The 23,611-nt window shown below is 71.6% G+C and carries 28 protein-coding genes; 11 read left to right on the top strand and 17 right to left on the bottom strand.

Annotated features, from left to right (window positions below; genetic code table 11):
• Positions 1 to 56: 56 nt before the first annotated feature.
• Positions 57 to 557 carry a hemerythrin domain-containing protein gene (locus tag LRP67_RS10645; protein WP_231270154.1) on the bottom strand — a complete coding sequence of 167 codons (501 nt, stop codon included), beginning with the start codon at positions 555 to 557 and terminating at the stop codon, positions 57 to 59.
• A gap of 112 nt (positions 558 to 669) precedes the next feature.
• On the opposite strand from LRP67_RS10645, the gene LRP67_RS10640 reads away from it, so the two are divergent.
• The 7 genes from LRP67_RS10640 to LRP67_RS10605 all read left to right on the top strand — a co-directional run bounded on the left by LRP67_RS10640 (position 670) and on the right by LRP67_RS10605 (position 5,550).
• Positions 670 to 816 carry a DUF1059 domain-containing protein gene (locus LRP67_RS10640; protein WP_231270153.1) on the top strand — a complete coding sequence of 49 codons (147 nt, stop codon included), beginning with the start codon at positions 670 to 672 and terminating at the stop codon, positions 814 to 816.
• A gap of 9 nt (positions 817 to 825) precedes the next feature.
• Positions 826 to 1,311: a flavodoxin family protein gene (locus LRP67_RS10635; protein WP_231270152.1), complete on the top strand. Its 486-nt coding sequence runs from the start codon at positions 826 to 828 to the stop codon at positions 1,309 to 1,311.
• 62 nt (positions 1,312 to 1,373) lie between these two features.
• Positions 1,374 to 2,189: a septum formation family protein gene (locus tag LRP67_RS10630; RefSeq protein WP_231270151.1), complete on the top strand. Its 816-nt coding sequence runs from the start codon at positions 1,374 to 1,376 to the stop codon at positions 2,187 to 2,189.
• On the top strand, positions 2,189 to 3,001 hold the full coding sequence (locus LRP67_RS10625) for a septum formation family protein (protein WP_231270150.1): 813 nt from the start codon (positions 2,189 to 2,191) through the stop codon (positions 2,999 to 3,001). The genes LRP67_RS10630 and LRP67_RS10625 overlap by 1 nt, the downstream gene beginning before the upstream one ends.
• A 42-nt stretch (positions 3,002 to 3,043) precedes the next feature.
• Positions 3,044 to 3,193, top strand: coding sequence for a hypothetical protein (locus tag LRP67_RS10620; protein ID WP_231270149.1), 150 nt, complete (start codon positions 3,044 to 3,046; stop codon positions 3,191 to 3,193).
• Positions 3,190 to 4,248: a YihY/virulence factor BrkB family protein gene (locus LRP67_RS10615; protein ID WP_231270148.1), complete on the top strand. Its 1,059-nt coding sequence runs from the start codon at positions 3,190 to 3,192 to the stop codon at positions 4,246 to 4,248. The genes LRP67_RS10620 and LRP67_RS10615 overlap by 4 nt, the downstream gene beginning before the upstream one ends.
• 240 nt (positions 4,249 to 4,488) lie before the next feature.
• On the top strand, positions 4,489 to 5,550 hold the full coding sequence (locus LRP67_RS10605; protein ID WP_231270147.1) for an NAD-dependent epimerase/dehydratase family protein: 1,062 nt from the start codon (positions 4,489 to 4,491) through the stop codon (positions 5,548 to 5,550).
• Positions 5,551 to 5,554: 4 nt separating this feature from the next.
• Here LRP67_RS10605 and LRP67_RS10600 read toward each other — a convergent pair whose 3' ends face one another.
• The 3 genes from LRP67_RS10600 to LRP67_RS10590 form a co-directional block, all read right to left on the bottom strand.
• Entirely contained in the window at positions 5,555 to 6,736 is a 1,182-nt protein-coding gene (locus LRP67_RS10600; protein ID WP_231270146.1) for a zinc-dependent alcohol dehydrogenase, read from the bottom strand.
• Positions 6,737 to 6,858: 122 nt separating this feature from the next.
• Positions 6,859 to 8,154, bottom strand: coding sequence for an HNH endonuclease signature motif containing protein (locus LRP67_RS10595; RefSeq protein WP_231270145.1), 1,296 nt, complete (start codon positions 8,152 to 8,154; stop codon positions 6,859 to 6,861).
• 226 nt (positions 8,155 to 8,380) lie between these two features.
• Positions 8,381 to 9,019: a hypothetical protein gene (locus LRP67_RS10590; RefSeq protein WP_231270144.1), complete on the bottom strand. Its 639-nt coding sequence runs from the start codon at positions 9,017 to 9,019 to the stop codon at positions 8,381 to 8,383.
• A 209-nt stretch (positions 9,020 to 9,228) separates the two neighbouring features.
• On the opposite strand from LRP67_RS10590, the gene LRP67_RS10585 reads away from it, so the two are divergent.
• Positions 9,229 to 9,888 (top strand): response regulator transcription factor, encoded by a 660-nt coding sequence (locus LRP67_RS10585; RefSeq protein ID WP_231270143.1) that lies wholly within the window; start codon positions 9,229 to 9,231, stop codon positions 9,886 to 9,888.
• Here LRP67_RS10585 and LRP67_RS10580 read toward each other — a convergent pair.
• From LRP67_RS10580 to LRP67_RS10540, 9 genes are all read right to left on the bottom strand, one after another.
• Positions 9,869 to 10,567 carry a hypothetical protein gene (locus LRP67_RS10580; RefSeq protein WP_231270142.1) on the bottom strand — a complete coding sequence of 233 codons (699 nt, stop codon included), beginning with the start codon at positions 10,565 to 10,567 and terminating at the stop codon, positions 9,869 to 9,871. The two genes, LRP67_RS10585 and LRP67_RS10580, sit on opposite strands and share 20 nt — an antisense overlap.
• 102 nt (positions 10,568 to 10,669) lie before the next feature.
• Positions 10,670 to 11,614 (bottom strand): GTPase Era, encoded by a 945-nt coding sequence (gene era, locus LRP67_RS10575; RefSeq protein WP_231270141.1) that lies wholly within the window; start codon positions 11,612 to 11,614, stop codon positions 10,670 to 10,672.
• Positions 11,607 to 12,377: a siderophore-interacting protein gene (locus tag LRP67_RS10570; protein WP_231270140.1), complete on the bottom strand. Its 771-nt coding sequence runs from the start codon at positions 12,375 to 12,377 to the stop codon at positions 11,607 to 11,609. The genes era and LRP67_RS10570 overlap by 8 nt, the downstream gene beginning before the upstream one ends.
• A 13-nt stretch (positions 12,378 to 12,390) precedes the next feature.
• A complete protein-coding gene (locus LRP67_RS10565) occupies positions 12,391 to 13,659 on the bottom strand; it encodes a cyclopropane-fatty-acyl-phospholipid synthase family protein (RefSeq protein WP_231270139.1) in 1,269 nt (422 codons plus the stop codon).
• The gene (locus LRP67_RS10560; protein ID WP_231270138.1) at positions 13,656 to 15,020 is read right to left on the bottom strand and encodes an FAD-binding oxidoreductase; all 1,365 of its coding nucleotides are present in this window, start codon (positions 15,018 to 15,020) and stop codon (positions 13,656 to 13,658) included. The genes LRP67_RS10565 and LRP67_RS10560 overlap by 4 nt, the downstream gene beginning before the upstream one ends.
• A gap of 58 nt (positions 15,021 to 15,078) precedes the next feature.
• Positions 15,079 to 15,420, bottom strand: a complete 342-nt coding sequence (locus tag LRP67_RS10555) for a cytidine deaminase (RefSeq protein WP_231270137.1) — start codon at positions 15,418 to 15,420, stop codon at positions 15,079 to 15,081.
• Positions 15,413 to 16,723, bottom strand: coding sequence for a hemolysin family protein (locus tag LRP67_RS10550; RefSeq protein WP_231270136.1), 1,311 nt, complete (start codon positions 16,721 to 16,723; stop codon positions 15,413 to 15,415). Before LRP67_RS10550 ends, LRP67_RS10555 begins: the two co-directional genes overlap by 8 nt.
• A complete protein-coding gene (ybeY, locus tag LRP67_RS10545) occupies positions 16,720 to 17,169 on the bottom strand; it encodes an rRNA maturation RNase YbeY (protein ID WP_231244890.1) in 450 nt (149 codons plus the stop codon). Before ybeY ends, LRP67_RS10550 begins: the two co-directional genes overlap by 4 nt.
• Positions 17,166 to 18,185 (bottom strand): PhoH family protein, encoded by a 1,020-nt coding sequence (locus tag LRP67_RS10540; RefSeq protein ID WP_231270135.1) that lies wholly within the window; start codon positions 18,183 to 18,185, stop codon positions 17,166 to 17,168. Before LRP67_RS10540 ends, ybeY begins: the two co-directional genes overlap by 4 nt.
• Before the next feature lie 103 nt (positions 18,186 to 18,288).
• Between LRP67_RS10540 and LRP67_RS10535 the strand changes: the two genes are divergently transcribed.
• Positions 18,289 to 18,567, top strand: a complete 279-nt coding sequence (locus LRP67_RS10535) for a hypothetical protein (RefSeq protein WP_231244888.1) — start codon at positions 18,289 to 18,291, stop codon at positions 18,565 to 18,567.
• Positions 18,568 to 18,575: 8 nt separating this feature from the next.
• The gene (locus LRP67_RS10530; RefSeq protein ID WP_231270134.1) at positions 18,576 to 18,863 is read left to right on the top strand and encodes a DUF1905 domain-containing protein; all 288 of its coding nucleotides are present in this window, start codon (positions 18,576 to 18,578) and stop codon (positions 18,861 to 18,863) included.
• A gap of 40 nt (positions 18,864 to 18,903) precedes the next feature.
• Here the strand turns inward: LRP67_RS10530 and LRP67_RS10525 are convergent, their stop codons facing one another.
• Positions 18,904 to 20,109 carry a hypothetical protein gene (locus LRP67_RS10525; protein ID WP_231270133.1) on the bottom strand — a complete coding sequence of 402 codons (1,206 nt, stop codon included), beginning with the start codon at positions 20,107 to 20,109 and terminating at the stop codon, positions 18,904 to 18,906.
• On the bottom strand, positions 20,106 to 20,444 hold the full coding sequence (locus LRP67_RS10520; protein WP_231270132.1) for an HIT domain-containing protein: 339 nt from the start codon (positions 20,442 to 20,444) through the stop codon (positions 20,106 to 20,108). The genes LRP67_RS10525 and LRP67_RS10520 overlap by 4 nt, the downstream gene beginning before the upstream one ends.
• Before the next feature lie 209 nt (positions 20,445 to 20,653).
• On the opposite strand from LRP67_RS10520, the gene LRP67_RS10515 reads away from it, so the two are divergent.
• Complete coding sequence (locus tag LRP67_RS10515; RefSeq protein WP_231270131.1) at positions 20,654 to 21,583, top strand: Gmad2 immunoglobulin-like domain-containing protein; 930 nt, start codon at positions 20,654 to 20,656, stop codon at positions 21,581 to 21,583.
• A 57-nt stretch (positions 21,584 to 21,640) separates the two neighbouring features.
• On the opposite strand, the gene LRP67_RS10510 is transcribed toward LRP67_RS10515, so the two are convergent.
• Together LRP67_RS10510 and dnaJ are read right to left on the bottom strand one after the other, a co-directional pair.
• Positions 21,641 to 22,393 (bottom strand): 16S rRNA (uracil(1498)-N(3))-methyltransferase, encoded by a 753-nt coding sequence (locus LRP67_RS10510; RefSeq protein WP_231270130.1) that lies wholly within the window; start codon positions 22,391 to 22,393, stop codon positions 21,641 to 21,643.
• A gap of 1 nt (position 22,394) precedes the next feature.
• Positions 22,395 to 23,564 carry a molecular chaperone DnaJ gene (gene dnaJ / locus LRP67_RS10505; protein WP_231270129.1) on the bottom strand — a complete coding sequence of 390 codons (1,170 nt, stop codon included), beginning with the start codon at positions 23,562 to 23,564 and terminating at the stop codon, positions 22,395 to 22,397.
• Between the last annotated feature and the right edge of the window lie 47 nt (positions 23,565 to 23,611).

Below are 23,611 nucleotides of genomic sequence, written 5' to 3'. Positions count from 1 at the left end.
GGGCCCGCCCTCGATACCAGGTGGGCTCACCCGTTCGGGTGGTAATGGCCTCCGCCTCAGGCGATCACCGCGTCGATCGTCTTCTTGAGCGCGCTCGGCTGCGTCGGGGAGCGGGGCGCCTTCTTCTTCGCCTCGATCATGTCCGCGCCCATCTCCTGCAGCACCTTGCGTCCGAGGCCCTCGCGGACCTTCGGGAACCACTCCTCCTCCTCCTCCTCGATGTGGTGGCGCACGTTCTCGATGAGGACGGTGGTCTTGGCGGTGAACCGCTCGGCGTCCGGCTTCATCGCGGCGAGCTCCATCACCAGCACGTCGGCGACGTGGTGCTCCTCGTAGGACTCCAGGACGTCGTCCTCGACCTCGGGCAGGAGCTCACGGACGCGCGGGTACATGATCTCGTTCTCGATGTAGGTGTGCGCGGTGAGCAGCTCGATCATCTTCTGGACGAGTCGGCCCTTCTCGGCGTGAGCCTGCTCCCCCGCCTTCTCGAAGGCGGCGAAGGTCCGCAGGATCTCCTTGTGGTCGTTCTTGAGCAGGACGATGGCGTCGGTCGACATGGCGGTTCCTCACGAAGTCGGGCGGGTGGCGTCCCCAGGTACCCGGGGACGGACGGGGACATGCCGCCGTGGCAGGGCTCGTGGGGGGCGCATGCGATGGCACAGTGGGTCCATGAAGACGCGACTGTCGTGCCCGTGCGGCACCACCATCACCGGCGCCGACGAGGACGAGCTCGTCGAGCGGACCCAGGCGCACCTCGCCCAGGCCCACCCTGGCCGCGAGTACGACCGCGAAATGATCCTGTTCATGGCGACCTGACGTCACCCCATGGCGCGACTGCTGGTCGTCCACCACTCCCCGACCGACACGGTGCGGTCGCTGACCAGCGCCGTGCTCGCCGGCGCCCACGACGACGCGATCGAGGGCGTCGAGGTCGTGGTCCGCGAGGCTCTCGAGGCGCGCGCCGACGACGTGCTCGCGGCCGACGGGTACCTGCTGGGGACGCCGGCCAACTTCGGGTACATGTCAGGGGCGCTCAAGCACTTCTTCGACCGCATCTTCCTCGAGGCCGGTGGGGCGCTCGGCGACGACGGGTCGGCCGCGTCCGCCGGCGGCGGCCGGCGGCCCTACGGGCTCTGGGTGCACGGGCGCTACGACACGACCGGCGCCGTGCGCTCGGTGACGACGATCGCCGGGGCCCTGCCGTGGGTCAGGTCCGCGGAGGTGCTGGAGGTGATGGGCGAGGTCGGCGAGGCGGAGCGCGCGGCGGCGTACGAGCTCGGCGGGACGCTCGCGGCGCTGCTCGCCACCTGATGCGCGGCGCCCCGGAGGTAGCATCGGGGGTCCGCCGCCGTCGTCCGGGAAGGGGCCCCGCGTTGTCGCACCGCCCGCGTCGACTCGCGCCCCTAGCGACGCTGGGGGTGGTCGTCGCGCTGCTGCTGAGCGCCTGCGGCGAGACCGCCCAGGGCGGCGACACCGACCCCGACCAGGTCGACTCCGTCGAGGCGCCCGAGCTCGGCGCCTGCCGGGTGCTGAGCCCCGAGGACGTGCAGCAGGCCAGCAACGCGACCCGCACCGTCGACTGCACCGAGCGCCACACCGCCCAGACCTACGCCGTCGGCGAGCTGCCGGAGGAGTTCGAGGACGTGGCACGCGACGACCGGTCCCTCGGAGAGTTCGCCTACCGCACCTGCTCGGCGAAGTTCCTGAAGTTCCTGGGCGCCGACGAGAGCATGGTGATGCGCACGGTCGTCAGCTGGGCCTGGTTCCGGCCCTCGGAGAAGGCGTGGGAGGACGGCGCGCGGTGGTACCGCTGCGACGTGGTGGGCGGCGGCGAGCAGAGCGATCGCTTCGTCAACCTGCCCACGACCGCCGAGGGACTGCTTCTCGGGCGGCCCCAGGACCGCTGGATGGTCTGTGTCGCCGGGCCGTCCGTCACCGGCGCCCCGAGGACCCCGTGCCACGAGCCGCACGACTGGCGCGCGGTGAGCACGATCAAGCTCGGCGAGCCCGAGGAGCCCTACCCCGGCGACCGGGTGGTCGAGGTGAAGACCCGCGACTTCTGCTCCACCGCCGTCGGCGCCTGGCTCAACTACCCCGTGAACTACGACTTCGCCTACACCTGGTTCCACGAGGCCGAGTGGGAGGCCGGCAATCGGCGCTCGGTCTGCTGGGCGAAGACCCCCGACTGATGCGCCGTGCCCTGAGCTGCGCCGTCGTCGCCCTGCTGCTCGCGCTGAGCGCGGGGTGCAGCGGCGACGAGACCGATCCCGGCGCCGACCCGACGCCGACCCCCAAGGCGACGGCGACCGCCGTGCCCACTCCGGCCCAGGGCGCCTGCTACCAGATGACGTTCGAGGCGGCCCTGGCCGCGACCAGCCAGGCCCAGAAGGTCGCGTGCTCCGAGGAGCACACCGCGATGACCTACCTCGTCGGCCGACTGGACACGCTCGTCGACGGCCACCTGCTCGCCGTCGACTCCGACCGGGTGCTGGCCGACATCGCCGCGACCTGCCAGCGCCGCCTGGGCGGGCTGGTGGGCGGCACCCGGGACGACGTACGGCTCAGCATGCTGCGCCCGGTGTGGTTCACCCCCACGCTGGCCCAGGCCGACGCCGGCGCGTCCTGGTACCGCTGCGACGTGATCGCCGTCGCCGGGCAGGACCGGCTCGCGCCGCTGACGGGCCGGCTCGCGGGGGTGCTGGACACCCCGCAGGGTCGCAACCGGTGGGGCATGTGCGGGACCGCGCAGCCCGACTCCCCCGAGTTCGAGCGGGTGCTGTGCTCGGCCCCCCACTCCTGGCGCGCGATCCGCATCGTCGACCTCGGCTCCGGCCGCTACCCGGGCGCGGCAGTCGTGCGCGAGCGCGGCCAGGCCCCGTGCGAGGACGCCGGACGCGAGGTCGCCGACGACGCGCTCAACTACCAGTGGGGCTACGAGTGGCCCACCCGCGAGCAGTGGCAGGCCGGCCAGACCTACGGCCGCTGCTGGGCTCCGGACTGAACATTCCGGCATGGCCGTGGTGCCTGCGGGTACCGGAAGGGCATGGATCGCCGCCGAATTCTTGCCATCTGGGGTGTTGTCGTCTTCATCGTGGTGGGTGCCATCCTGCTGTTCATCGGGCTGCGCGAGGGTGAGGACACCGACTACGGCGACCAGCCTGGCGGCATCTCCCAGATGAGCGTCGTGCCATGACCACCGGCGACCGGGCCGCGTCCGCCGAGGCCGATCCGGACGACGACGGCAAGGTCGACTCCCCCACGGACATCAGCAAGCACTCGTGGCTCTACGTGGCGCGCAAGACCGTCCGTGAGTTCACCGACGACGAGTGCACCGACCTCGCGGCCGCGCTGACCTACTACTCCGTACTGGCGCTGTTCCCGGCCGTCGTCGCCCTCACCTCGGTGCTGGGCCTGGTCGACCAGGGCCCCAAGGCCGTCAAGACGGTGCTCGACATCGTGGGCGACCTGGGTGGGGCCTCCGTGGTCGACAGCGTGCGGGACCCGCTGCTCGAGCTGAGTGGGTCGCAGGGCGCCGGACTGGCGCTCGTCCTCGGCCTGGCTGGCGCCCTGTGGTCGGCCAGCGGGTACGTCGTCGCGTTCGGGCGCGCCATGAACCGGATCTACGAGATGCCCGAGGGCCGGCCGGTGTGGAAGCTGCGTCCGGCCATGCTGCTGCTCACCGTCGTCCTCGTGATCCTGGTCGCCCTCGTGCTGCTCGCCCTCATCATGACCGGTCCGGTCGCCCAGGCCGTCGGCGACGCGATCGGGCTGGGCTCCACCGTCGTGACGATCTGGAACATCGCGAAGTGGCCCGTCCTGCTGGTGGTGGTCGTACTGATCGTGGCGCTGCTCTACTACGCCACGCCCAACGTCAAGCAGCCGAAGTTCCGCTGGGTCAGCGTGGGCGCCGTGCTCGCGATCGTCACCTGGATCATCCTGTCGGCCGCCTTCGGCTTCTACGTCGCCAACTTCTCGTCCTACGACAAGACCTACGGCACGCTGGGCGGCGTCATCGCGTTCCTGCTGTGGCTGTGGCTGACGAACCTGGCGCTGCTGTTCGGCGCCGAGCTTGACGCCGAGCTGGAGCGCGGCCGCGAGCTGCAGTCGGGCATCGCCGCCGAGGAGGAGATCCAGCTACCGCCGCGCGACACCCGCAACATCGAGAAGTCCCGCAAGAAGGAGCTCGACGACATCCGCCGCGGCCGCGCACTGCGGGTGCGGCACGGACGGCGCCACGGGGACCACTGAGTCGCCACGAGTCGTCGGCCCCGATCGTGACCGGCTTCTTCCCGCCGTACTCCTGCACGGAGATGGCGCTGGGATCGGCGCCGTCGGTCACGCACCGGACGACGATGTCACGGTCGGTGATCATTCCCTGCAGCCGGTCGTCGTCGCCGCAGATCGGCAGCGCCGGGTGGCGGCGCCGGTACCCCGTGCCGGGAGCCGTATGCCGGCGCATGGAGCCGCACGCCCGGGGCACCGGTCGGCATGCGCATCGTCATCACCGGCGCCTCCGGAAACATCGGCTCCGCACTGCTCCGCGCCCTCTCCGGGCAAGGCCACGACCTCGTCGGCGTCGTACGGCGTCCGGCCGGCGGGCCCGTCGGCACGGACCCGGTCACGTGGGTGCGGGCGGACCTCACCGAGGACTGCGCTCCTCTGCTGAGGCAGACCTTCCGCGGCGCCGACGCGGTCGTCCACCTGGCCTGGGGCTTCCAGCCCTCGCACGATCTCGACCACCTCGAGCGGCTCGGCGTCGGCGGCACCCGTCGGGTCGCCGAAGCCACCGCGGCGTCCGGCGTCCCGCATCTCGTGCACCTGTCGTCGGTCGGTGCCTACTCCCCGCGCAGCGGCCCGGACCCGGTGCGGGAGAGCTACCCGACCGAAGGGATCCCCGGGTCGCCGTACAGCGCGCACAAGGTCGCTGCCGAGCGCCTGCTGGACCGCATCGAGGCCGACCACCCCGACCTCGTCGTGGCGCGGATGCGGCCGGGCATCGTGGGCCAGCGCAGCGCGGGCAGCGCTCTGCTGCGCTATGGGCTGCCGGCCCTCGTGCCGTCGTTCGCGCTGCGCGCCGTGCCGGTCCTCCCGCTCGACCGCGCGCTGTCGATCCCCATGGTGCACGCCGACGACGTGGCCGACGCCCTGGTGCGCGTGCTGTCGTCGACGGCCGCCGGCGCGTTCAACCTGGCGGCGCCCACCGCGATCACGGTGGAGCACCTCTCCCACGCGCTGGGCGCCCGCCACGTGCAGGTGCCGGCCTCCGTCGTAAGGCGCGCGGCGTCGCTGTCCTGGCAGGCCCGGCTGCAGCCGGTCGACCCGGGATGGATCGACCTGGCCTACCACGTCCCCCTGCTGGACCCGACCCGGGCGCACGACGTCCTCGGCTGGGAGCCGCGGACCGACGCGCCCGCGGTGCTCGAGGAGGTCATCGCCGGCATGCGCGAGCGCGCCTTTGACGCGACGGCGCCGCTGCGCCCGCGCACGGTGGCGCGGTCGCTGCGGCGCAGCCTGCGGGTCGGTCCGGTCGCGCGTCGCCCCGAGACGTGACCGGTCAGGGTGTGAAGACCACCTTGATCATCCCGTCCTCCTTGGCCCGGAACTTGGCGTAGGCCTCCGGTGCGTCGCTCAGCGGCAGCCGGTGCGTGGCGAAGCCCTCGGTGCCGAGCGGGTCGCTGTCGTCGACGAGCAGCGGCATGATGTCGTCGGTCCAGCGCCGGACGTTGGCCTGTCCCATGCGCAGCTGGAGCTGCTTGTCGAACATCTGGAACAGCGGCATCGGGTCGGCCGCGCCGCCGTAGACGCCGGACACCGAGACCGTCCCGCCACGTCGCACGGCGTCGATCGCGCTGTGCAGGGCGGCCAGCCGGTCGAACCCGGCCTTCAGCATGAGCGGCTCGGCGAGCTTGTCGGGCAGCAGCCCGACGGCCTTGATCAGCTTCTCCGCCACCGGGTTGCCGTGGGCCTCCATGCCGACGGCGTCGATCACCGAGTCGGCTCCTCGCCCGTCGGTCCGGTCACGTACCTCGGTCCCCAGGTTGTCGACCCGGTCGATGTCGATCGTCTCCGCCCCCAGCGCCGCCACGCGAGCCAGCCGCTCGGGGACGCGGTCGGCCACGATGACCCGCTTGCCCTCGTGCAGCGCGATCCGCGTCGCCATGTCGCCGATGGGGCCCGCGCCCAGCACCAGGAGCGTGCCGCCGTCGGGCACGTCGGCGTACCGCACGCCCTGCCACGCGGTGGGCAGGACGTCGGAGAGGTAGACGAATCGGTCGTCCGAGGGACCCTCTGGGACCTTCACCGGCAGGAAGTCGGCGAACTGCACCCTGAGGAACTCCGCCTGGCCGCCCGGCACCTGGCCGTAGAGCTTGCTGTAGCCGAGCAGGCTGGCGCCCGTGCCGTGCTTGCGGTTCTGCGTGGTCTCGCACTGGCTGTGCAGCCCGCGCGAGCAGGTCCAGCACGAGCCGCAGCTGACGTTGAAGGGCACCACGACCCGGTCCCCGACCTTGAGGTCGCGCACCTCCGGTCCGACCTCCTCGACGATGCCCATGGGCTCGTGCCCCACGACGTCACCCGGCGTCATGAACGGCGCCAGCGGCTCGTAGAGATGCAGGTCGGACCCGCACAGGCCGGTCGTGGTCACGCGAATCACCGCGTCGGTCGGGTCGACGATCTGCGGGTCGGGAACGTCCTCCACCCGCATGTCCTTCGGGCCCTGCCACGTCACTGCCTTCATCAACTTCTCCTCGTTCGGGGTTTCGCGGACGAGTCATGCCGGTACCCGACAGACGGCCCCGCCATGCCCACGATCGGGCCCGGACAGGCCTTCGGCCCCGCCGGTGGCGGGGTGTGGGGCGCTCAGGGTCTCTGGCGCAGGACCGGCTCGGTGCCGGTGTGGTCGCGGCGGTAGGTGTGGCCGTGGGGTGAGTGCCACAGGTAGGTGCCGCGGTCGAGGACGTCGTAGGTCCAGCGGCCGTGGGTCTTCAGGCGGTGGTGTCCTCGGCACAGGGGTGCGGAGTTGCACGAGCAGGTCGGTCCGCCGCGTTGGTAGGGGGTGACGTGGTCGTGGTCGCACCGCTCGGCTGGTCGGGTGCACCAGGGGAACACGCAGTGGTGGTCGATGAGGTCGTCCTGCTCGACCAGCCGGGCCGGGTGCTCGTAGCCGGCGACGTGGACGTGCTCAGCGAGGTCTCTGACGGGTTTGAGGTTGATGACGGTGTCGGGTGCCCCGCACCACTCGCGGATGGTCTCGAGGAGCACCGGCTTCCGGCCGGTCCGGCCGATGGTGGCGTTCGGGTCCCCGAACACCCCGGCCTGGTGGACGTGCAGGTCGATCACTCGGGTGATCTTGATGCCCTCGGTGGTTGAGGTGCGAGCGCAGCGAGCCTCGAAACCCCCCTCGCTGTCCTCATCACCGAAGGCAAGCGTGTCTTGCCCGCGGGCGAGGTCACCGGCGGCCTGGGCGCGTCGTACGTCCAACGACTCGGTGGACCCGGCGGCCTTCCGGTGCGCGGCGAGGCGGTTGATCGCGGTGTCGAGGTCGAGGGCGTCTTGGGCATCGAGGGTCCCGGACACGTCGATGGTGCCTTCGAGGGACATGTCGTGGGTGTGGATGTCGAGTTTGCGTCCGTCGGCGGCTTGGCGGCGTAGCTTCTCGGCCTGCTCGGGGTCGAACCTGGCCATCGCGGTGGTGATCTGTCGTTCGACCTCGGCGTAGGAGACCTTGTGCGCGCAGTAGGCCACCTGCTGGTCCACGAACGCCGCACCCGCCGCGGGTAGGCACATGGTGTGCTCGGCGATCCACCGGGCCTTCCAGAACCCGAGCTGACCGGCCTCGACGCGGGCCCAGATCCTGGGGAGGCGGTATCGGATCTCGAGGGCGGCGCCGACGTAGCGCTTGGCGGAGTCGGTGGACATCCCCAGCGCGGCGCCGAGCTCCATGACCGCGAACTCCGACACCCAGGGTGCGCCGGGTCCGGCGAGCGGGATGCCGTGGTCGCCGAACGCGGCGTCGTCTTCGTCATGGGTCTCATGCAGCGAGCACCAGTCGTGGACGAGGTGGACCCGTCGCAGCTCGGCGTCGGTGGCTGCTTGGGTCTCGGCGCGGACACCGTCGAGCAGCTGCCTGCTCTGGTCGGGTCCGGGGGTGATCATGGGTCTACTCAAGCACCCGCCACCGACAGTCGAAGGCCGAGAATGTCCTTTGTCCACAGGGTTCTGAGCACTTTCTCGACCCCCTTCGGTGGTCGAGGTGTGAAGGCGCCCTGGCGCCTGAGCCTCGAGACCCCCGCCGCCCGACCGTCGTACCCCGGGCGGCTTGTTGGGTCACCAGGTCTCGAGGCTCGTCGCTGGCGCTCCTCGCACCTCGACCACCGGTGGGTCAGGTGGGAAGGAGGTAGCCGCGGGCCTCGGGAGCCTCGCGGAGGTAGAGGTCGGCGGTGGCGGCGCGGTGCAGCAGGTCGGGGACGGGTGAGTGTCCGATCAGATTCTCGTCGAAGCCGTGGAGGTGGGCCCAGGCCTTGCGATGGAGGGCGAGCGAGAGTCGCGGCCACAGCCGGCGGTCCCCCTCGCCGGCTCCCTCACCGGCCCCCTCGACGTGGTCGTCGAGGCGGCAGAGGTCGTAGCCGGCGTCGGGGGGCGGCCCCAGGCGGGACGCCGGACCGGTCCACAGATGGGCCGGGTCCTGGCACGCGGCGCGCTCGTAGGCCGCCACCATCTCCTCACCGGGAACGCAGGCCAGGTCGAGGAACACCAGCACATCCGCACCGGCGGCCAGAGCGACGCCCCCGCCCGCGTTCATCGCGGCGGCATACGGGACGCCCTCGGGGGCCGGCGACAGCGGGACGACGCGCGAGGCGACGCCGCGCGGCGGTTGCCAGCTGATCAGGTCATGGGCGTCGACCGCGACGACGACGTGTTGATCGGGGGGCCTTCTGCAGATGCTCAGGGCCTTGTGGTGCAGCTCCAGGCCGGGATGATCCCCGGCCGCCACCGTCACCACCGCCACGTTGCCGGACATGACCGCCTCCTTCGCCACTCTTCTCTAGGAGTGGGGTACCACCCCAAGGGGTGGCTGAGACCACCCCCAGGGGTGGTTGCCCGCTCACCACCGGGCGCCGTATGCAAGTGAGGCCCCTTTGCAATACGTTGGCCATGAGGTTGACGCCGCACCTCCGGGTCAGGGGCTCACTGCTCCTGGACAATCGACGAACCCCAGAGATCTCTGCAATGGCCGTGGGACCTGGTCCCGTGCGGGTCGCGCTCGTCAACGACTACGAGCTGGTCCTTCTCGGGTTGCAGTCCGTGCTGGCACCGTACGCCGGCCGCGTCGCGCTGATCGAAGCCACCACCAGCTCTGAGGTGGAGAGCGCTCCCGACGTGGTACTGGTCGACACCTTCGCCCGCGCGGAGGGGCCGCAGCTCGACCTCGGCGCACTGCATCTCCACACCGGGGCCAAGGTCGTGCTCTACAGCTGGCACACCAGCCCGCACCTCGTGGAGGCCGCGCTCGCCCAAGGGATCGACGGGTACGTCTCCAAGGGGGCGCCGGCCGAGGAGCTGGTCACGGCCCTCGAGCGGATCGCGGCCGGGGAGCAGGTGGTTCCCGCCCCCGGCCCGCACCTCGGGGCCGACGGCAGCGGCACCTGGCCCGGGCAGGAGGAGGAGCTGACCGCCCGCGAGGCCGAGGTCGTCGCGCTCATCGCGCAAGGGCTCTCCAACCGCGAGATCGCGGGACGGGCCTTCCTGAGCATCAACTCGATCAAGAGCCACATCCGCTCGGCCTACCGCAAGATGGGCGTGTCCCGCCGCTCCCAGGCGGTCGTGTGGGCGCTGCAGCACGGGTTCGCACCCGCACCGAGGCGACCGGTCAGCGCTGACCGAGAATGACCAGCGCCTCCGCGAGCTGGGTGGGGCTGATGCCGGCACGGCGCGCCGCCGTGCGGATCCGGTCGCGCGCCGTCGTGGCGTCGACCCGCTGCAGTGCGGCGACCACCGTGGCCGACTGGTCGAGCATCGACTCAGCCTCCAGCAGCTGCGGTGCCGCCTCGGCCAGCTGCCGGGTGCTGAAGGAGAGGTCGGCGTTGGTCACGAGTCGCTGCGCCGAGGTCTCGAACACCCCGGCCAGGCGCTCGTGGCGCCCGTCGAAGGCGTCCGCCGTCGAGCCGTACAGGTTGACCGTGCCCTCGATGGCGCCGGACCGAACCAGCGGCAGGGTCAGGGTGGAGGCGACGCCGGTGGCCGAGGCGGTGCGTGCGAACAGCGCCCAGCTCTGCTCGTCGGTCGCCCTCTCGACCCGGTAGCCCACCACCTCCCCCCGCTCCACGGACTCCACGCACGGTCCGCCGTCGAGGAACTGCACGGCGTCGAGGAACGCCACCTGCAGAGCGGAGGCCACGAAGGTGAAGGTCACGCCGTACTCGCGGGACGAGACGCTCATCCCCACGCAGCGCGGGGCGACCGCCTCCACCTGGCGGCTCAGGTCGCCCAGGACCTCCAGCAGCTCGCCCTCGGCGACGAAGGGTCCGAGCTCCTCGATCGCCCTGACGGTCTCGGAAATGGGTTCCACCGGCACAGCTCCCGCACGCGAACGGACTGACAGTGAGCCGCAGGTACCCGCGAGTCCCCGGCGTCATGCGGCCGCCTGTCAAGGCGGTGTCGAGCGCGGCGCTCAGAACCCGAGCTTGCGCAGCTGGCGCGGGTCGCGCTGCCAGTCCTTGGCGATCTTGATGTGCAGGTCGAGGTAGACCGGGGTGCCGAAGAGCGCCTCGATCTGCAGCCGGGCCGCCTTCCCGACGTCGCGGAGCCGGGCGCCCTTGTGGCCGATCATGATCCCCTTCTGGGAGTCCCGCTCGACGTAGAGGTTGGCGTGGATGTCGAGCAGGGGCTTGTCGGCGTCTCGTCCCTCGCGCAGGCCCATCTCCTCGACGACGACGGCGATGGAGTGCGGCAGCTCGTCGCGCACCCCCTCAAGCGCGGCCTCGCGGATCAGCTCGGCGACGATCGCCTCCTCGGGGGCGTCGCTGAGGTCGCCGTCGGGATAGAGCTGCGGGCCCACCGGGAGCAGCCCGACCAGCAGGTCGGCGAGCAGGCCCACCTGGTCGCCCGCTTGGGCGGAGACCGGGACGATCTCGGCCCAGTCAACGCCGGCCTCGGCGCCGAGCCGCTGGATGTCGAGCAGGTGCTCGCCGATCTGCTCGGCGGTGGCTAGGTCCGTCTTGGTGGCGATGGCGACCTTGGTGGTGCGCTTGACCTTGGCCATCTCCCGGACGATGAACCGGTCGCCGGGCCCGATCTTCTCGTTGGCCGGCAGGCACACCGCGACCACGTCGACCTCGCCGAGCGTGGTCTTCACCAGGTCGTTGAGACGCTCGCCGAGCAGCGTGCGCGGGCGGTGCAGGCCGGGGGTGTCGACGAGGATCAGCTGGGCGTCGGGACGGTGCACGATGCCGCGTACGACGGTTCTCGTGGTCTGCGGCTTCGAGCTGGTGATGACGACCTTGCTCCCCACCAGCGCGTTCGTCAGCGTCGACTTGCCCGCGTTGGGCCGCCCGACGAACGACACGAACCCACTCCGGTGCTCGGCCTGTGGGGTCTCATCGTGCTGCTCAGCCATCGCTCGCCTCGTCGTAGTCGGCCCAGATCTGCTCATCGGTCCTGCCGGCGGCCTTGCCGGCGCGCCAGATAGGCCCCGGGTCTACCGCCCGCGGCTGCCGCGCGGTGACGCCGCGCCAGTAGCCCATGACGTCGTACGCCGTCGCCGGCATCCGACGCTCTCGCATGAGGTGCTTGCGGATGGCGCGCATCTGGGCGGACTCGCCCGCCATCCAGAAGTAGCCCTCCCCCGGCGGCCACGTGATGCTCTCGACCACCGAGGCCAGTCGGCTCTCGCCGTCATGAGGTGCGTCGAGCCAGTGCACCGATGCCACCCTCGGCAGGTAGTCGCCCAGGTCGTCGGGCACCTCGGCCCATACGTCAGCCGGGACCGACACCGACTCCAGGATCCGCGCCATCGCCGGCATCGCCGTCAGGTCGCCCACCAGGATCAGCCAGGAGGCGTCCGGCGGCATGGCGAAGCCGCCCTTGGGCTCGGTCAGCGTCACGGTCTCGCCCACGCACTCCCCCGCCGCCCACTCGGTCACCAGGCCCGTGGCGTGGAGCACCACGTCGAGGGTGAGCTCGGAGCCGTCCCACCCGCGCACGGTGTAGTAGCGGCTCTGGAACTGGCCGGGGACGACCAGCCCCACCCACTCGTCGGGGATGCCGGTCGAGACGAACTCGGCCAGACCCGGCCCGCCGAGGACCAGCCGCACGAGGTGCTCCGAGAGCGGGGTGCGGCGCAGCACCTGCGCGTCGTAGGTCCTGGCCCGGGTGCTCACCCGTTCAGGCTAGTCACCAAGTGGGGCGGAGCGGGAATCCGTCGGAACCGTCGTCGGCCGTGCGGACGGCGAGCACCTGGTGGAGCTGGATCTCGTTCCACTCGAAGCCCAGCCGCGAGCTCGCGATGTAGAGGCCCCATACGCGCGCGGTGCCGATGCCGACCTCCGCGACGCAGGCGTCCCAGTTGTCGACCAGGTTGCGGTTCCAGTCGCGCAGCGTCATGGCGTAGTGCTTGCGGAGGTTCTCCGAGTGCATCACCTCCAGGCCGGCGTCCTGGGCCTCCTTGATGATCGCGCCGGAGCCGATCAGCTCCCCGTCGGGGAAGACGTAGCGGTCGATGAAGGCGCCGGTCTCCTCGCGGCGGTTGTGGTGGCGCGTGATCGAGTGGTTGAGCAGCCGGCCCTCCGGCTTGAGCCGGTCGCGCAGGAAGCGGAAGTACGACGGGTAGTTGCGCACCCCGATGTGCTCGGTGAGCCCGATCGAGCTGACCGCGTCGAAGCCGCTCTCGAGGACGTCGCGGTAGTCGAGGTGACGCACCTCGGCGAGGTCGCCCAGACCCTCGCGGTCGATCTCCTCCTTGGCCCAGTCGGCCTGCTGGCGCGACAGCGTCACGCCCAGCGCCTTCACGCCGTACTCCTTGGCTGCGTGGCGGACCATCCCGCCCCAGCCGCAGCCGACGTCCAGCAGCCGCTGCCCGGGCCGGAGGTCGAGCTTGCGGGCGACCAGGTCGAACTTCTCGTACTGCGCCTCCTCGAGCGTCGAGCCGGGCTCCGGGTAGACCGCACAGGTGTAGGCCATCGAAGGGCCGAGCACGTGCCGGTAGAAGGCGTTCGAGACGTCGTAGTGGTGGGAGATCACCTCGGCGTCGCGGCCCATCGAGTGCCGCAGACCCTCGACCGCGCGGCGCCAGCGCGGCAGGTGCTCCTGCTGCGGCGGGGCCGGCGGCTTGAGGTGGCCGACGCCGACGCCGCGCACCAACGAGAAGATCTCTCCGGGCGAGACCTTGCGGAACTTGGTGCGGTCCTTGAGCCGGGTCATGAGCTCGTAGGGGTTGCCCTCGTGGACCCCGTGCACCACGAGGTCCCCCTTGACGTAGGCGCGGGCCATGCCCAGGTCGCCCGGCGCCGTCAGCAGGTACGACAGGCCCCGCTCGTTGACCAGCTCCAGGGTGATGCCGGTGTCCTCGGGGCCGGTGGCGCTGCCGTCGTACGCCGTGAAGCGGACGGGCATGCCGTCGCGCAGCAGGCCCGCAATCGTGTCCGCGATCCTGATGGTCGTCATCGTTTCCTCACTGCCTTGTCGAAGAGGGTCGTCAGTCGGTCGTCCGGGTCGTAGCGGCGTTTCACCTCGGCGAGGTTGGCGCCGTCGTAGAGGCGATCGAACGTCTCCGCGTCGTAGAACGCCTCGCTGTAGAGGGACTTGTGGCCGCCGAGGTCGTGGACCTTGGCCTCGATCGCGCGATTGAGCGGGCCGCCGGGTGCCTCGGGCCCGACGTGGACGGTGCCCCAGAAGCCGACGTTGACGTAGGTCTGTCCCGGCTCCAGGGGATAGGTGCTCCAGGGGCGCTTCGCCACCAGGGGGCACAGCCACACAGGACGCATCCCGATCTCGGCGTCGAACCACTCCAGGAACTCCGGCAGCCGTGCCACGGGCACCTCGACGTCCTGGATGACCCGCTCGCGCATCGGGCGGCCGGCGCGGCGGTCGAGTCGGTCGGCGATGCCGAAGCGCCGGTCCAGGCCCAGCAGCCGGTGGTAGACGTCGGAGCGGCGCAGGCGCCGGGGCCAGACCCGCCGCAGGAGCGGGTGCTGGGCCCCGAAGGCTCCGGAGCACCAGAACCAGTCGGTGTCCCAGCGCCACAGGTAGTCGTACATCGTCAGCAGGTCGGTCTCGCGCTGCTGCACCGAGCGGAAGTAGATCTGCTGGCCTGCGTAGTCGCTCGGGGTCGCGCCGCCGGTGGACTCCGTCCAGCGGGCGAGGGTGAGGTAGAGCTCGCCGGGCTCGAACGCCGTGCCGTCCAGGCCGTCGACCCGCTCGCCGGCGTACTCCCCCGTCTCGACGATCTCGGCGACGGTCTTGGCGAGCAGGGCCGCGTCGTCGAAGCGCACGTGGCGCAGCGCGACGTACGTCGGCACCGCCTCGAGCTCGATCTGGAGGCGGGTGGCGTAGCCGAGAGAGCCGTAGGAGTTGGGGAACGCGTCGAACAGGTCGTCCCCTGGCCGGCAGGTGACGACCTCGCCGGACCCGGTGAGGACGTCCATCTCCCGCACGGACTCGTGCGGCAGCCCGTTGCGAAAGCTGGTCGACTCGATGCCGAGCCCTGTCACCGCGCCACCCAGGGTGATGGTGCGCAGCTGCGGCACGACGTAGGGGATCAGGCCGTGCGGCAAGGTGGCCTCGACGAGGTCCTCGTAGGTGCACATCCCCTGCACCTCGGCCGTGCGGGCGTCGGGGTCGACCTCGATCACCCCGGTCAGGCCGGAGACGTCGAGCCCGGGGGCCGTGGTGGCCTGCCGCGGGCGGAACAGGTTGGACGTCTGCTTCGCCAGCCGCACCGGCTGACCGGGCGGGATCGCGGCAGCCGACTCCACGAGCCGGCGCACCGCCCGCTCGTGATGCTCCCAGGCGCTCCCTGAAGTCACCCCCGCAGATTACTCCGGTCACACTCCCCAGGGCCGACGTCTCGACCGCCGGCCCGGCTCAGGCCAGGGTCGTGGCGAGGATGTTGCCGCGCACGTCGCCCCGGTGGACGACGACGCCAGGCCCGCCGAGCTCGCGGAGGGCGGCCAGGTCGAGGTCGGCCAGATCCTCGGCGTCGCCGAGCACGACCGCGGCCTCGAGCCCCTTCGAGCCCGAGGCGACGGCCATCGCGACGCACGCCTGGACCGCCGACAGCTCGAGCGAGGGCAGGGCCACCGACGCGGCGGCGTACGTGCGGCCGTCGCCGTCGCGGACCGCGGCGCCTTCGGCCGCACCGATGCGCGCGCGCGTCGCGCGGGCGAGGGTGACGAGCTTGGCGTCCTCGACGCTCAGGTCACTCATGGGCGGTCTCCAGCTCGTGGGCGGTGATGGGGTCGGGCTCGACCCGGTGGATGAGCACGGTGCCGATCTTGTTGCGTCGACCAGCGGCGTCCTCCGCGACGAAGCGCAGGCCGTGGGCATCGACGGTCGAGCCGGGGATCGGCACCCGGCCGAGGTGCTTGGCCATCAGGCCGCCGACGCTGTCGACGTCCTCCTCCTCGACGTCGAAGCCGAAGAGCTCGTCGAGATCGTCCACCGGGTAGCGCGAAGAGACCCGCACCGTGCCCTCGGACAGGGTCTCGACCTCGATCTCGTCGTCGTCGTACTCGTCGGTGATCTCGCCGACGATCTCCTCCAGCAGGTCCTCGATCGTGATCAGGCCGGCCGTGCCGCCGTACTCGTCGACGACGACGGCGATGTGCTGGCGCCGAGCCTGCATCTCGCGCAGCAGCGCGTCGACCGGCTTGGACTCCGGCACCCAGTGGACCGGGCGCATGACCTCCTCGATGCGCTGGGTGAACTCCACCTCCGGCGCCTCGAAGTCGCGGCGGACGATGTCCTTGAGGTAGGCGAACCCCCGGATGTCGTCGAGGTTCTCGCCGATGACCGGCACCCGCGAGAAACCGCTGCGCAAGAAGAGCGACAGCGTCTGACGCAGGTTCTTGTAGTGCTCGATGTAGACCACGTCGTTGCGCGGGACCATGACCTCGCGGACCGAGGTGTCACCGAGCTCGAACACCGAGTGGATCATCTTGCGCTCGCCGGACTGAATGAGCGCCGACGCCTCGGCCATGTCGACCATCTCGCGCAGCTCGGTCTCCGAGGAGAACGGGCCCTCGCGGAAGCCGCGTCCGGGGGTGATCGCGTTGCCGATGAGGATCAGCAGCCGCGGGAGCGGCCCCAGCACGGTGGTGAAGACCCCCAGCGCCCCGGCCGACAGCAGCGCGACGCTCTCGGAGTGCTGACGACCGAGCGTGCGCGGCGCGACGCCGATCACGACGAAGGACACCAGCCCCATCACCGCCACGGTGGTCAGGACGCTGGCCAGCCAGGAGCCGTCGACCAGGTCGTCGATCTGGAGGGTGACCAGCACGATCGCCGAGATCTCGCACAGCAGGCGCAGCAGCAGTGCGGTGTTGAGGTAGCGCGGGGCGTCCTCCAGGATCCCCACGAGGGCGCGCGCGCCCGGGCGCTGCTCGGCGAGCAGCTCGGTGGCGCGCGCCTTGGAGAACGACGCCAGCGCCGCGTCGGCGGCCGTGAAGAGGCCGGCCAGGAGGACGAGGACCGCTGCTGTGACCAGCAGCCAGATATCGCCCGAGGTCACTGGTCCCGCCAGCGGCCGAGCAGGGTGTCCTGGAGACCGAACATCTCAGCGTGCTCCTCCGGCTCCGCGTGGTCGTAGCCGAGCAGGTGCAAGATGCCGTGCACAGTGAGCAGCTCGATCTCGGCGTCGGTGCCGTGGCCGGCCTCGGCGCCCTGTCGCTCGGCGATGGCCGGGCACAGCATGAGGTCGCCGAGCACGCCCTCCTCGGGCTCCTCGGTGACCAGGCCGGGACGCAGCTCGTCCATGGGGAAGGCGAGCACGTCGGTCGGCCCCTCCTTGCCCATCCAGCGCTCGTTGAGCTCGGCGATCGTGTCCTCGTCGACGGCCTTGATGCACAGCTCTGCCAGCGGATGCACCCGCATCTGGTCCATGACGAAGCGCGAGAGCTGCGCCAGCCGCTTGACGTCCAGGGTGTGGCCGGACTCGTTCAGGACCTCGATGCTCATCGGGGACCCGACTGGAGGCCGCCCTGGGCGTCGAACTCGTCGTAGGCGGCGACGATCTTGCCGACCAGGCGGTGGCGTACGACGTCGTGGCTGGTGAGCGTGTTGAACGAGATGTCCTCGACGTCGTCGAGGATGCCCTGGATCACCCGCAGGCCCGAGCGCATGCCACCCGGCAGGTCGGTCTGGGTGACGTCGCCGGTGACCACGACCTTGGACCCGAAGCCCAACCGGGTCAGGAACATCTTCATCTGCTCGGGCGTGGTGTTCTGCGCCTCGTCGAGGATGATGAAGGAGTCGTTGAGCGTGCGCCCCCGCATGAACGCCAGCGGCGCGACCTCGATCGTCCCGGAGGCGAGCAGCTTGGGGATCGTCTCGGGGTCGACCATGTCGTGCAGGGCGTCGTAGAGCGGCCGCAGGTAGGGGTCGATCTTCTCGCTGAGCGTGCCGGGCAGGTAGCCGAGGTTCTCGCCGGCCTCCACGGCGGGACGCGTCAAGATGATCCGGTTGACGTTCTTGGACTGCAGCGCCTGCACGGCCTTGGCCATCGCCAGGTAGGTCTTGCCGGTGCCGGCCGGGCCGATGCCGAAGGTGATCGTGTGCTTGTCGATCGCGTCGACGTAGCGCTTCTGGTTGAGAGTCTTCGGGCGGATCGAGCGGCCGCGGTTGCTGAGGATGTTGAGGCTCAGCACGTCGGCGGGGCGCTCCGTGGTCTCGGCGCGCAGCATCGACAGCGCTCGCTCGACGGTCTCGCCGGTGACGCCCTGACCGGTGCGGATGATCGTCACGAGCTCGTCGAGCAGCCGCTCAGCCAGCGCGACCTCGCCGGGGTCGCCGATCATCGTGATCCGGTTGCCGCGAACGTGGACGTCGGCCGAGAAGGAGCGCTCGATCAGCGCGAGGTGCTCGTCCCCGGGGCCGAGCAGGCTGACCATGTTGATGCTGTTGGGGACGACGACGGTGTGGCGCGTCTGGGTGGCGTCCCTGGTCTGGTTCCGGTCGGTGCTGCTGTCAGTCATGGGTGCCCTGGGCGGGCGGCCTTTCGGTCGGGGGCGGAGCGAGCTCCATGCTACGGGAGCGTGGTGCGTCGGCCCACCGGGTTGATCGACGTACCGTGGAGCCATGCAGGAGCCCGACGAGCTCGACGAGGACTGGGCCGACGGCTGGGCCGGGGACGACGACACCCCGCCGTACTGGTTCTCCGGGCAGCACCTGCCGCCGCACGCCCGGGCGATGGGGCTGACCCACCACGTCCCCGACGGCGCGCTGCTCGACTTCGCCGGCTCCCTGGACGCCAGCAAGCGGCGCCACCGCATCACCGCCTGGGCCCTGCTCGTGGTCTTCGGGCTGCCGGTCCTCTTCGCGCTGCTCCGCGTCGTCGACGCCGTGCTGCCGGGATGAGGGGCGCCGTGGAGCTCGAGTTCGACGGGCAGGTGTGGGAGTGGCGCGGGCCGGCGCCGTACCACTTCGTGAGCGTGCCCGAGGACGAGTGCGAGGAGATCGCGCTGACCGCGTCGGCCGTCACCTACGGCTGGGGCATGATCCCGGTCGCCGTGGCGATCGGCGAGACCCGCTGGACGACCTCCCTGTGGCCGAAGGACGGCGGCTACGTCGTACCCCTCAAGGACGCCGTCCGCCGCGCCGAGGCCATCTCCCTGGACGACATCGTGTCCGTCCGTCTCACCATCGACGTCTGAGCGCCACTCCCAGCGGGGAGCTCGTGCAGTTGGTGACGGGTCACTCGTCGTCGAAGGCCACGGAGAGCATGCCGAGGCACATCTCGTCGGTGGTGCCCTCGCCCCAGACGACGTAGCGGTCCTCGCGCTGGGTCTCGAACGCGGGCAGCCGGTCGCGAAGCCACTGGACGTGGCGGCAGGTGACCTTGACCCTGTCGAAGGCGTCGAGGTGGACCGGCTTGATCGGGCGGGAGCCCTGGTCGTCGAAGTTCCAGGGCCGGATGTCCATGACCGTGCGGGCGTCCGGGGTGCCGGGGTCGGTCTCGATGGTGATGCGGCGGCCGAGCAGGTGCATGTGGCCGGCCACGGCGTGGATGGTCATCGCGCGGCCCAGCGTGCGGGTGCACTCGGTGACCTCGGAGGGGACGACGTCGGTGCCACAGAGGAAGTGCAGGCCCTGCGCGAGGGCGCCGCCTGCGGAGCCGAAGCGGTCGCGGGCGTCGGCGAGCGCCGCGTCGCGGTCGCACAGCGGCGAGGCGTCGTGGCCGGGACGGCACGGCATCTCGACGGGCGCCGGCAGCAGGAACGTGTGCAGCGGCGTGATCCCCGGGTCGTGCGCGCGCACCCGGATCTGGGTGGAGCTCATGTCCGGGCTGGCGCCGGCCAGCAGGTTGTAGTGGACCTGCATGACGACCCGGGAGCCGCGGGGCAGGTCGACACCGTGGCCGCGCTTGACCATGGTCTCCTCGCCGCCCGGTGCCCAGGCGCCGTGCCAGGGGGCGTCCTCGGGGTTCTGGAACTCCCCCTCCAGGCCGGTCCCGCCGAAGCAGGTCCAGCCCAGCCCCCCGGTCTCGGCGTCCTTCTCCTCGGCCGCCGCGACCTGGTCGGGCGGCACGCGGAACAGGATCACGTGGTGCACCACCTCGGGGTTGCCGGGGACGACGTTGGTGCCGGTGAGGTAGCTGTCGCGGGCGAGTCGCGGGTCGAGCAGGAAGCAGCGGTAGTCGTCGGTGCCGGTCCCGGTCGGCGCGGACGGGGTGTAGGTCTCGGGCATCGTCATGGTGACCCGCCGCTCGCCGGCACGCAGCGGCTTGGGCCTCGCGGGGGGCGCCGGGGCATGGTGCGCCGGCGGCGGGGCCTCGCTGGCCGCCGCCGTCGTCGCGGGCTCTCCCGCCACCTCTGGTGCCGGGTCGTCGGCGCCGGAGCAGGCCGACAGCACCAACGCGAGCAGGCCGGCGGCGACCAGGCTCGTCCGCCGGCGGCTCATCCGGGCGGCCAGGCCATCGGCCGCCCGGCCAGCAGGTGCAGGTGCGCGTGGAACACGCTCTGACCGACGCCGGCGCCGGTGTTGAACACCAGCCGGTAGTCGTCGTGGCCCTCCGCGGCGGCGACGGCTGCCGCCGTACGCACCACCTCGGCGGAGGCCTCTGGGTCGCCGGCTGCCAACTCGGCGGCGTTGGCGTAGTGGTCGCGTGGGACCACCAGCACATGGGTGGGCGCCTGCCCGTTGATGTCGCGGAACGCGACCGTGCGCTCGGTTGCGTGCACGATCTCGGCGGGGATCTCCCCTGCGACGATCTTGCAGAACAGGCAGTCGTCCACGACCCGCCACCTCTCTCCGGCTCCTGTGTCCCATGCTCGCACGGAAGATGCCCCTGCAGGTGGGGGAACCTCCCCGCCTGCTGGCGCGTCCCATCAGCGTGGCGATCCGTGCGAAGCGTGCGGACACCGCCTGCGGCAAGGTTGCCGCCGGAGACCGACACGCGCCCGATCATCGTGTAATCACCGGCCGTCGCCGACAGGATGGACGTATGACTGCACCTCGGAGCCGTTTCCTCGCTCTCTCGTTCGCCGGCCTTGTCGGCAGCCTCGTCCTCGCTGGCTGCGGTGACGATCCGGAGCCCACCGCCAGCGACCCGGGCGGATCGGACAGCTCCAGTGCGGCCGGCTCGCCGACGCCGGAGCCGAGCACCGAGCCGAGCGTGGAGCCCTCGCCGTCCGAGACCGAGTCCAGCTCGACCGAGACGGTCACCGTGCCGGTGTACTTCAGCGGCGACACCCCGCAGGGCCCGAGGCTCTTCCGGGAGTTCCGCAAGGTCAGGGCCGACAACCCGCTGGCCGAGGCGGCCGCGCTGATGGCGGCAGGCGACGCCCAGGACCCCGACTACGGCACGCTCTTCCCCGCGGGCGGCTTCGCCTCCATCTCCTACGGCGACGGCGGCTTCGTCGTCGAGCTCGCCGACGACACTTACACCACGGCCCCCAGCGGCATGACTCAGCAGGCGGCCCGGCTCGCCGCCCAGCAGCTGATCTACACGCTGCAGGGCGTGCAGCAGAAGCGCGACCCCGTGACCGTCGAGCTCGACGGCCAGCCCACGACGCTCTTCGGCATCGACACCGCCGGCGGCCTCACCGAGGCGCCGCAGATCGACGTACTGGGCCTGGTCAGCGTCACCTCCCCCGAGGAGGGCGCCACCGTGAGCGGGAAGTTCACCGCGAGCGGCGTGGCCAGCTCCTTCGAGGCCACCGTGCCCTGGCGGATCCGGCAGGGCGAGAAGGTCGTGCTCGAGGGCTTCGCCACCGCCGAGGGCTGGATGGACAAGCTCTACCCGTGGCAGAGCGAGGTGGACGTCTCCAGGCTGGCGCCGGGTGAGTACACGTTCGAGGCGAGCACCGACGACCCCTCGGGCGGCGAGGGCTCCGGTCCCACCGTCGACACGAAGACCATCACGGTGAAGTGAGCCCGGGCGCTGGGCCGGGCTCGGCGTCCGCACCCTCGCGTCCGGTACTTCGCCCGGTCAGCCGGGTATCCATCCCCAGCGCGGCGTACGCGCCAGCAGCGCCGCGCAGGCGGCGACGCCGGCGGTGGAGGTGCGCAGGACCTCGGCGCCGAGGCGGACGCTGACGGCGCCGGCGTGGACGAACGCGGCGACCTCGTCGTCGCTGAGACCACCCTCGGGGCCGACGACGACCAGCACCGTGCCGGAGAGAGGGAACTCGAGTCCGGCAAGGGGGACGGCCGCGTCCTCGTGGAGCACGACGGCCAGGTCGACACCGGCCACGAGCGCCGCGACGTCGGCGGTGGTGGCCAGCTCGGTGACCACGGGGTGCCAGACGCGTCGGGACTGCTTGGCCGCCTCGCGCGCCGTGGCTCGCCAGCGGGACAGGGACTTCGCGGCGCGCTCGCCCTTCCAGACCGCGACGCTGCGCGAGGCCGCCCACGGGACGACGCGGTCGACTCCGACCTCGGTCAGGACCTCGACCGCCAGCTCGCCGCGATCGCCCTTCGGCAGTGCCTGGACCACCACGAGCGAGGGGCTGGGCTCGGGCAGGTCATGGACAACCTCCGCCGTCACCGACAGCAGCCGCTTGCCGGTCTCGGCCACGCTCCCGGTCACCGAACGGCCGCGGCCGTCGGTGATGACGACCCGCTCCCCCACGCGGGTACGGCGCACGGCGACGGCGTGGTGTGCCTCGTCGCCCTCGACGGTGACCGTGGCACCGGCCGTCACCCCGTCCAGCGACGGGACCAGGTGGACCGGCAACGACATGTCAGTGGATGAAGGCGTCGCGCAGCCGGCCGAAGACCGACCGCTGGGCCTCCGCGGGCACCTGACCGGTCGGCGACTCCTCGCCGCGGATCGCGGCGAGCTCGCGCAGCAGCTCCTCCTGGCGGGCGTCGAGCCGCTGGGGAGTCTCCACGAGGACCGTCACGACCAGGTCGCCCCGTCCGCCCCGCAGGCCCGGGACGCCGCGCGCGCGCAGCACCTGCTGGGTTCCCGACTGCGTGCCGGCGCCGATCTCGAGCTCGAAGGAGGTCTCCACGCCGGAGTCGGCGCCCTGCTCGAGGTCGGCCTCCAGGGTGGGGAGGGTCAGCGAGGTGCCGAGTGCGGCTGCGGTCATCGGCACCGAGACCGTGCAGTGCAGGTCGTTGCCGTGGCGGGTGAAGGTCTCGTGCTCGGCGACGTGGATCTCGACGTACAGGTCGCCGGCGGGTCCGCCGCCGGGGCCGACCTCGCCCTGCTCGCTGAGCTGGACCCGGGTGCCGTTGTCGACCCCGGCGGGGATCTTGACGGTCAGGGTGCGCCGCGAGCGGACCCGGCCGTCGCCGGAGCAGGAGCGGCACGGGTCGGAGATGATCTGGCCGAAGCCGCGGCACGCCGCGCAGGGGCGCAGCGTGCGGATCTCGCCCAGGAACGAGCGCTGCACATGGGCCACCTCACCGGCGCCCCGGCAGGTCTCGCAGGTCACGGGGTGGGAGCCGGGAGCGGCGCCCTCGCCGTGGCACGCGTCGCACAGCACCGCGGTGTCGACCTTGAGCTCGCGGGCGACGCCGAACGCCGCCTCGGCCAGCGTGACCTCCAGCCGGATCAGGGCGTCCTGGCCGCGGCGCACGCGCGAGCGGGGACCGCGCCCCTGCCCGGCTCCGGGCTGGCCGCCGAAGAAGGCGTCCATGATGTCGGTGAAGGAGAAGCCCGCGCCCTGCCCGAAGCCGGCCTGCCCGCCGCCGAAGGGGTCGCCGCCGCGATCGTAGGCCGACCGCTTCTGGGGGTCCGAGAGCACCTCGTAGGCCAGGGAGATCTCCTTGAAGCGCTCCTGGGCCTCCGGCTCGGGGTTGACGTCGGGGTGGTACTGCCGCGCGAGGCGCCGGTAGGCCTTCTTGATGGTGTCGCCGTCCGCGTCGCGGGCGACACCGAGAAGCTCGTACAGGTCCTTGCTCAACGTGGTGATCCTTAATCTGGTGCTGGATGGGAGGGAGCGGCTTGCGC

The organism is Nocardioides sp. cx-169 (assembly GCF_021083605.1).
Classification (GTDB): domain Bacteria; phylum Actinomycetota; class Actinomycetes; order Propionibacteriales; family Nocardioidaceae; genus Nocardioides.
Note: the sequence above shows the minus strand (reverse complement) of the source record. Positions and strands in the feature narration are given on the sequence as shown.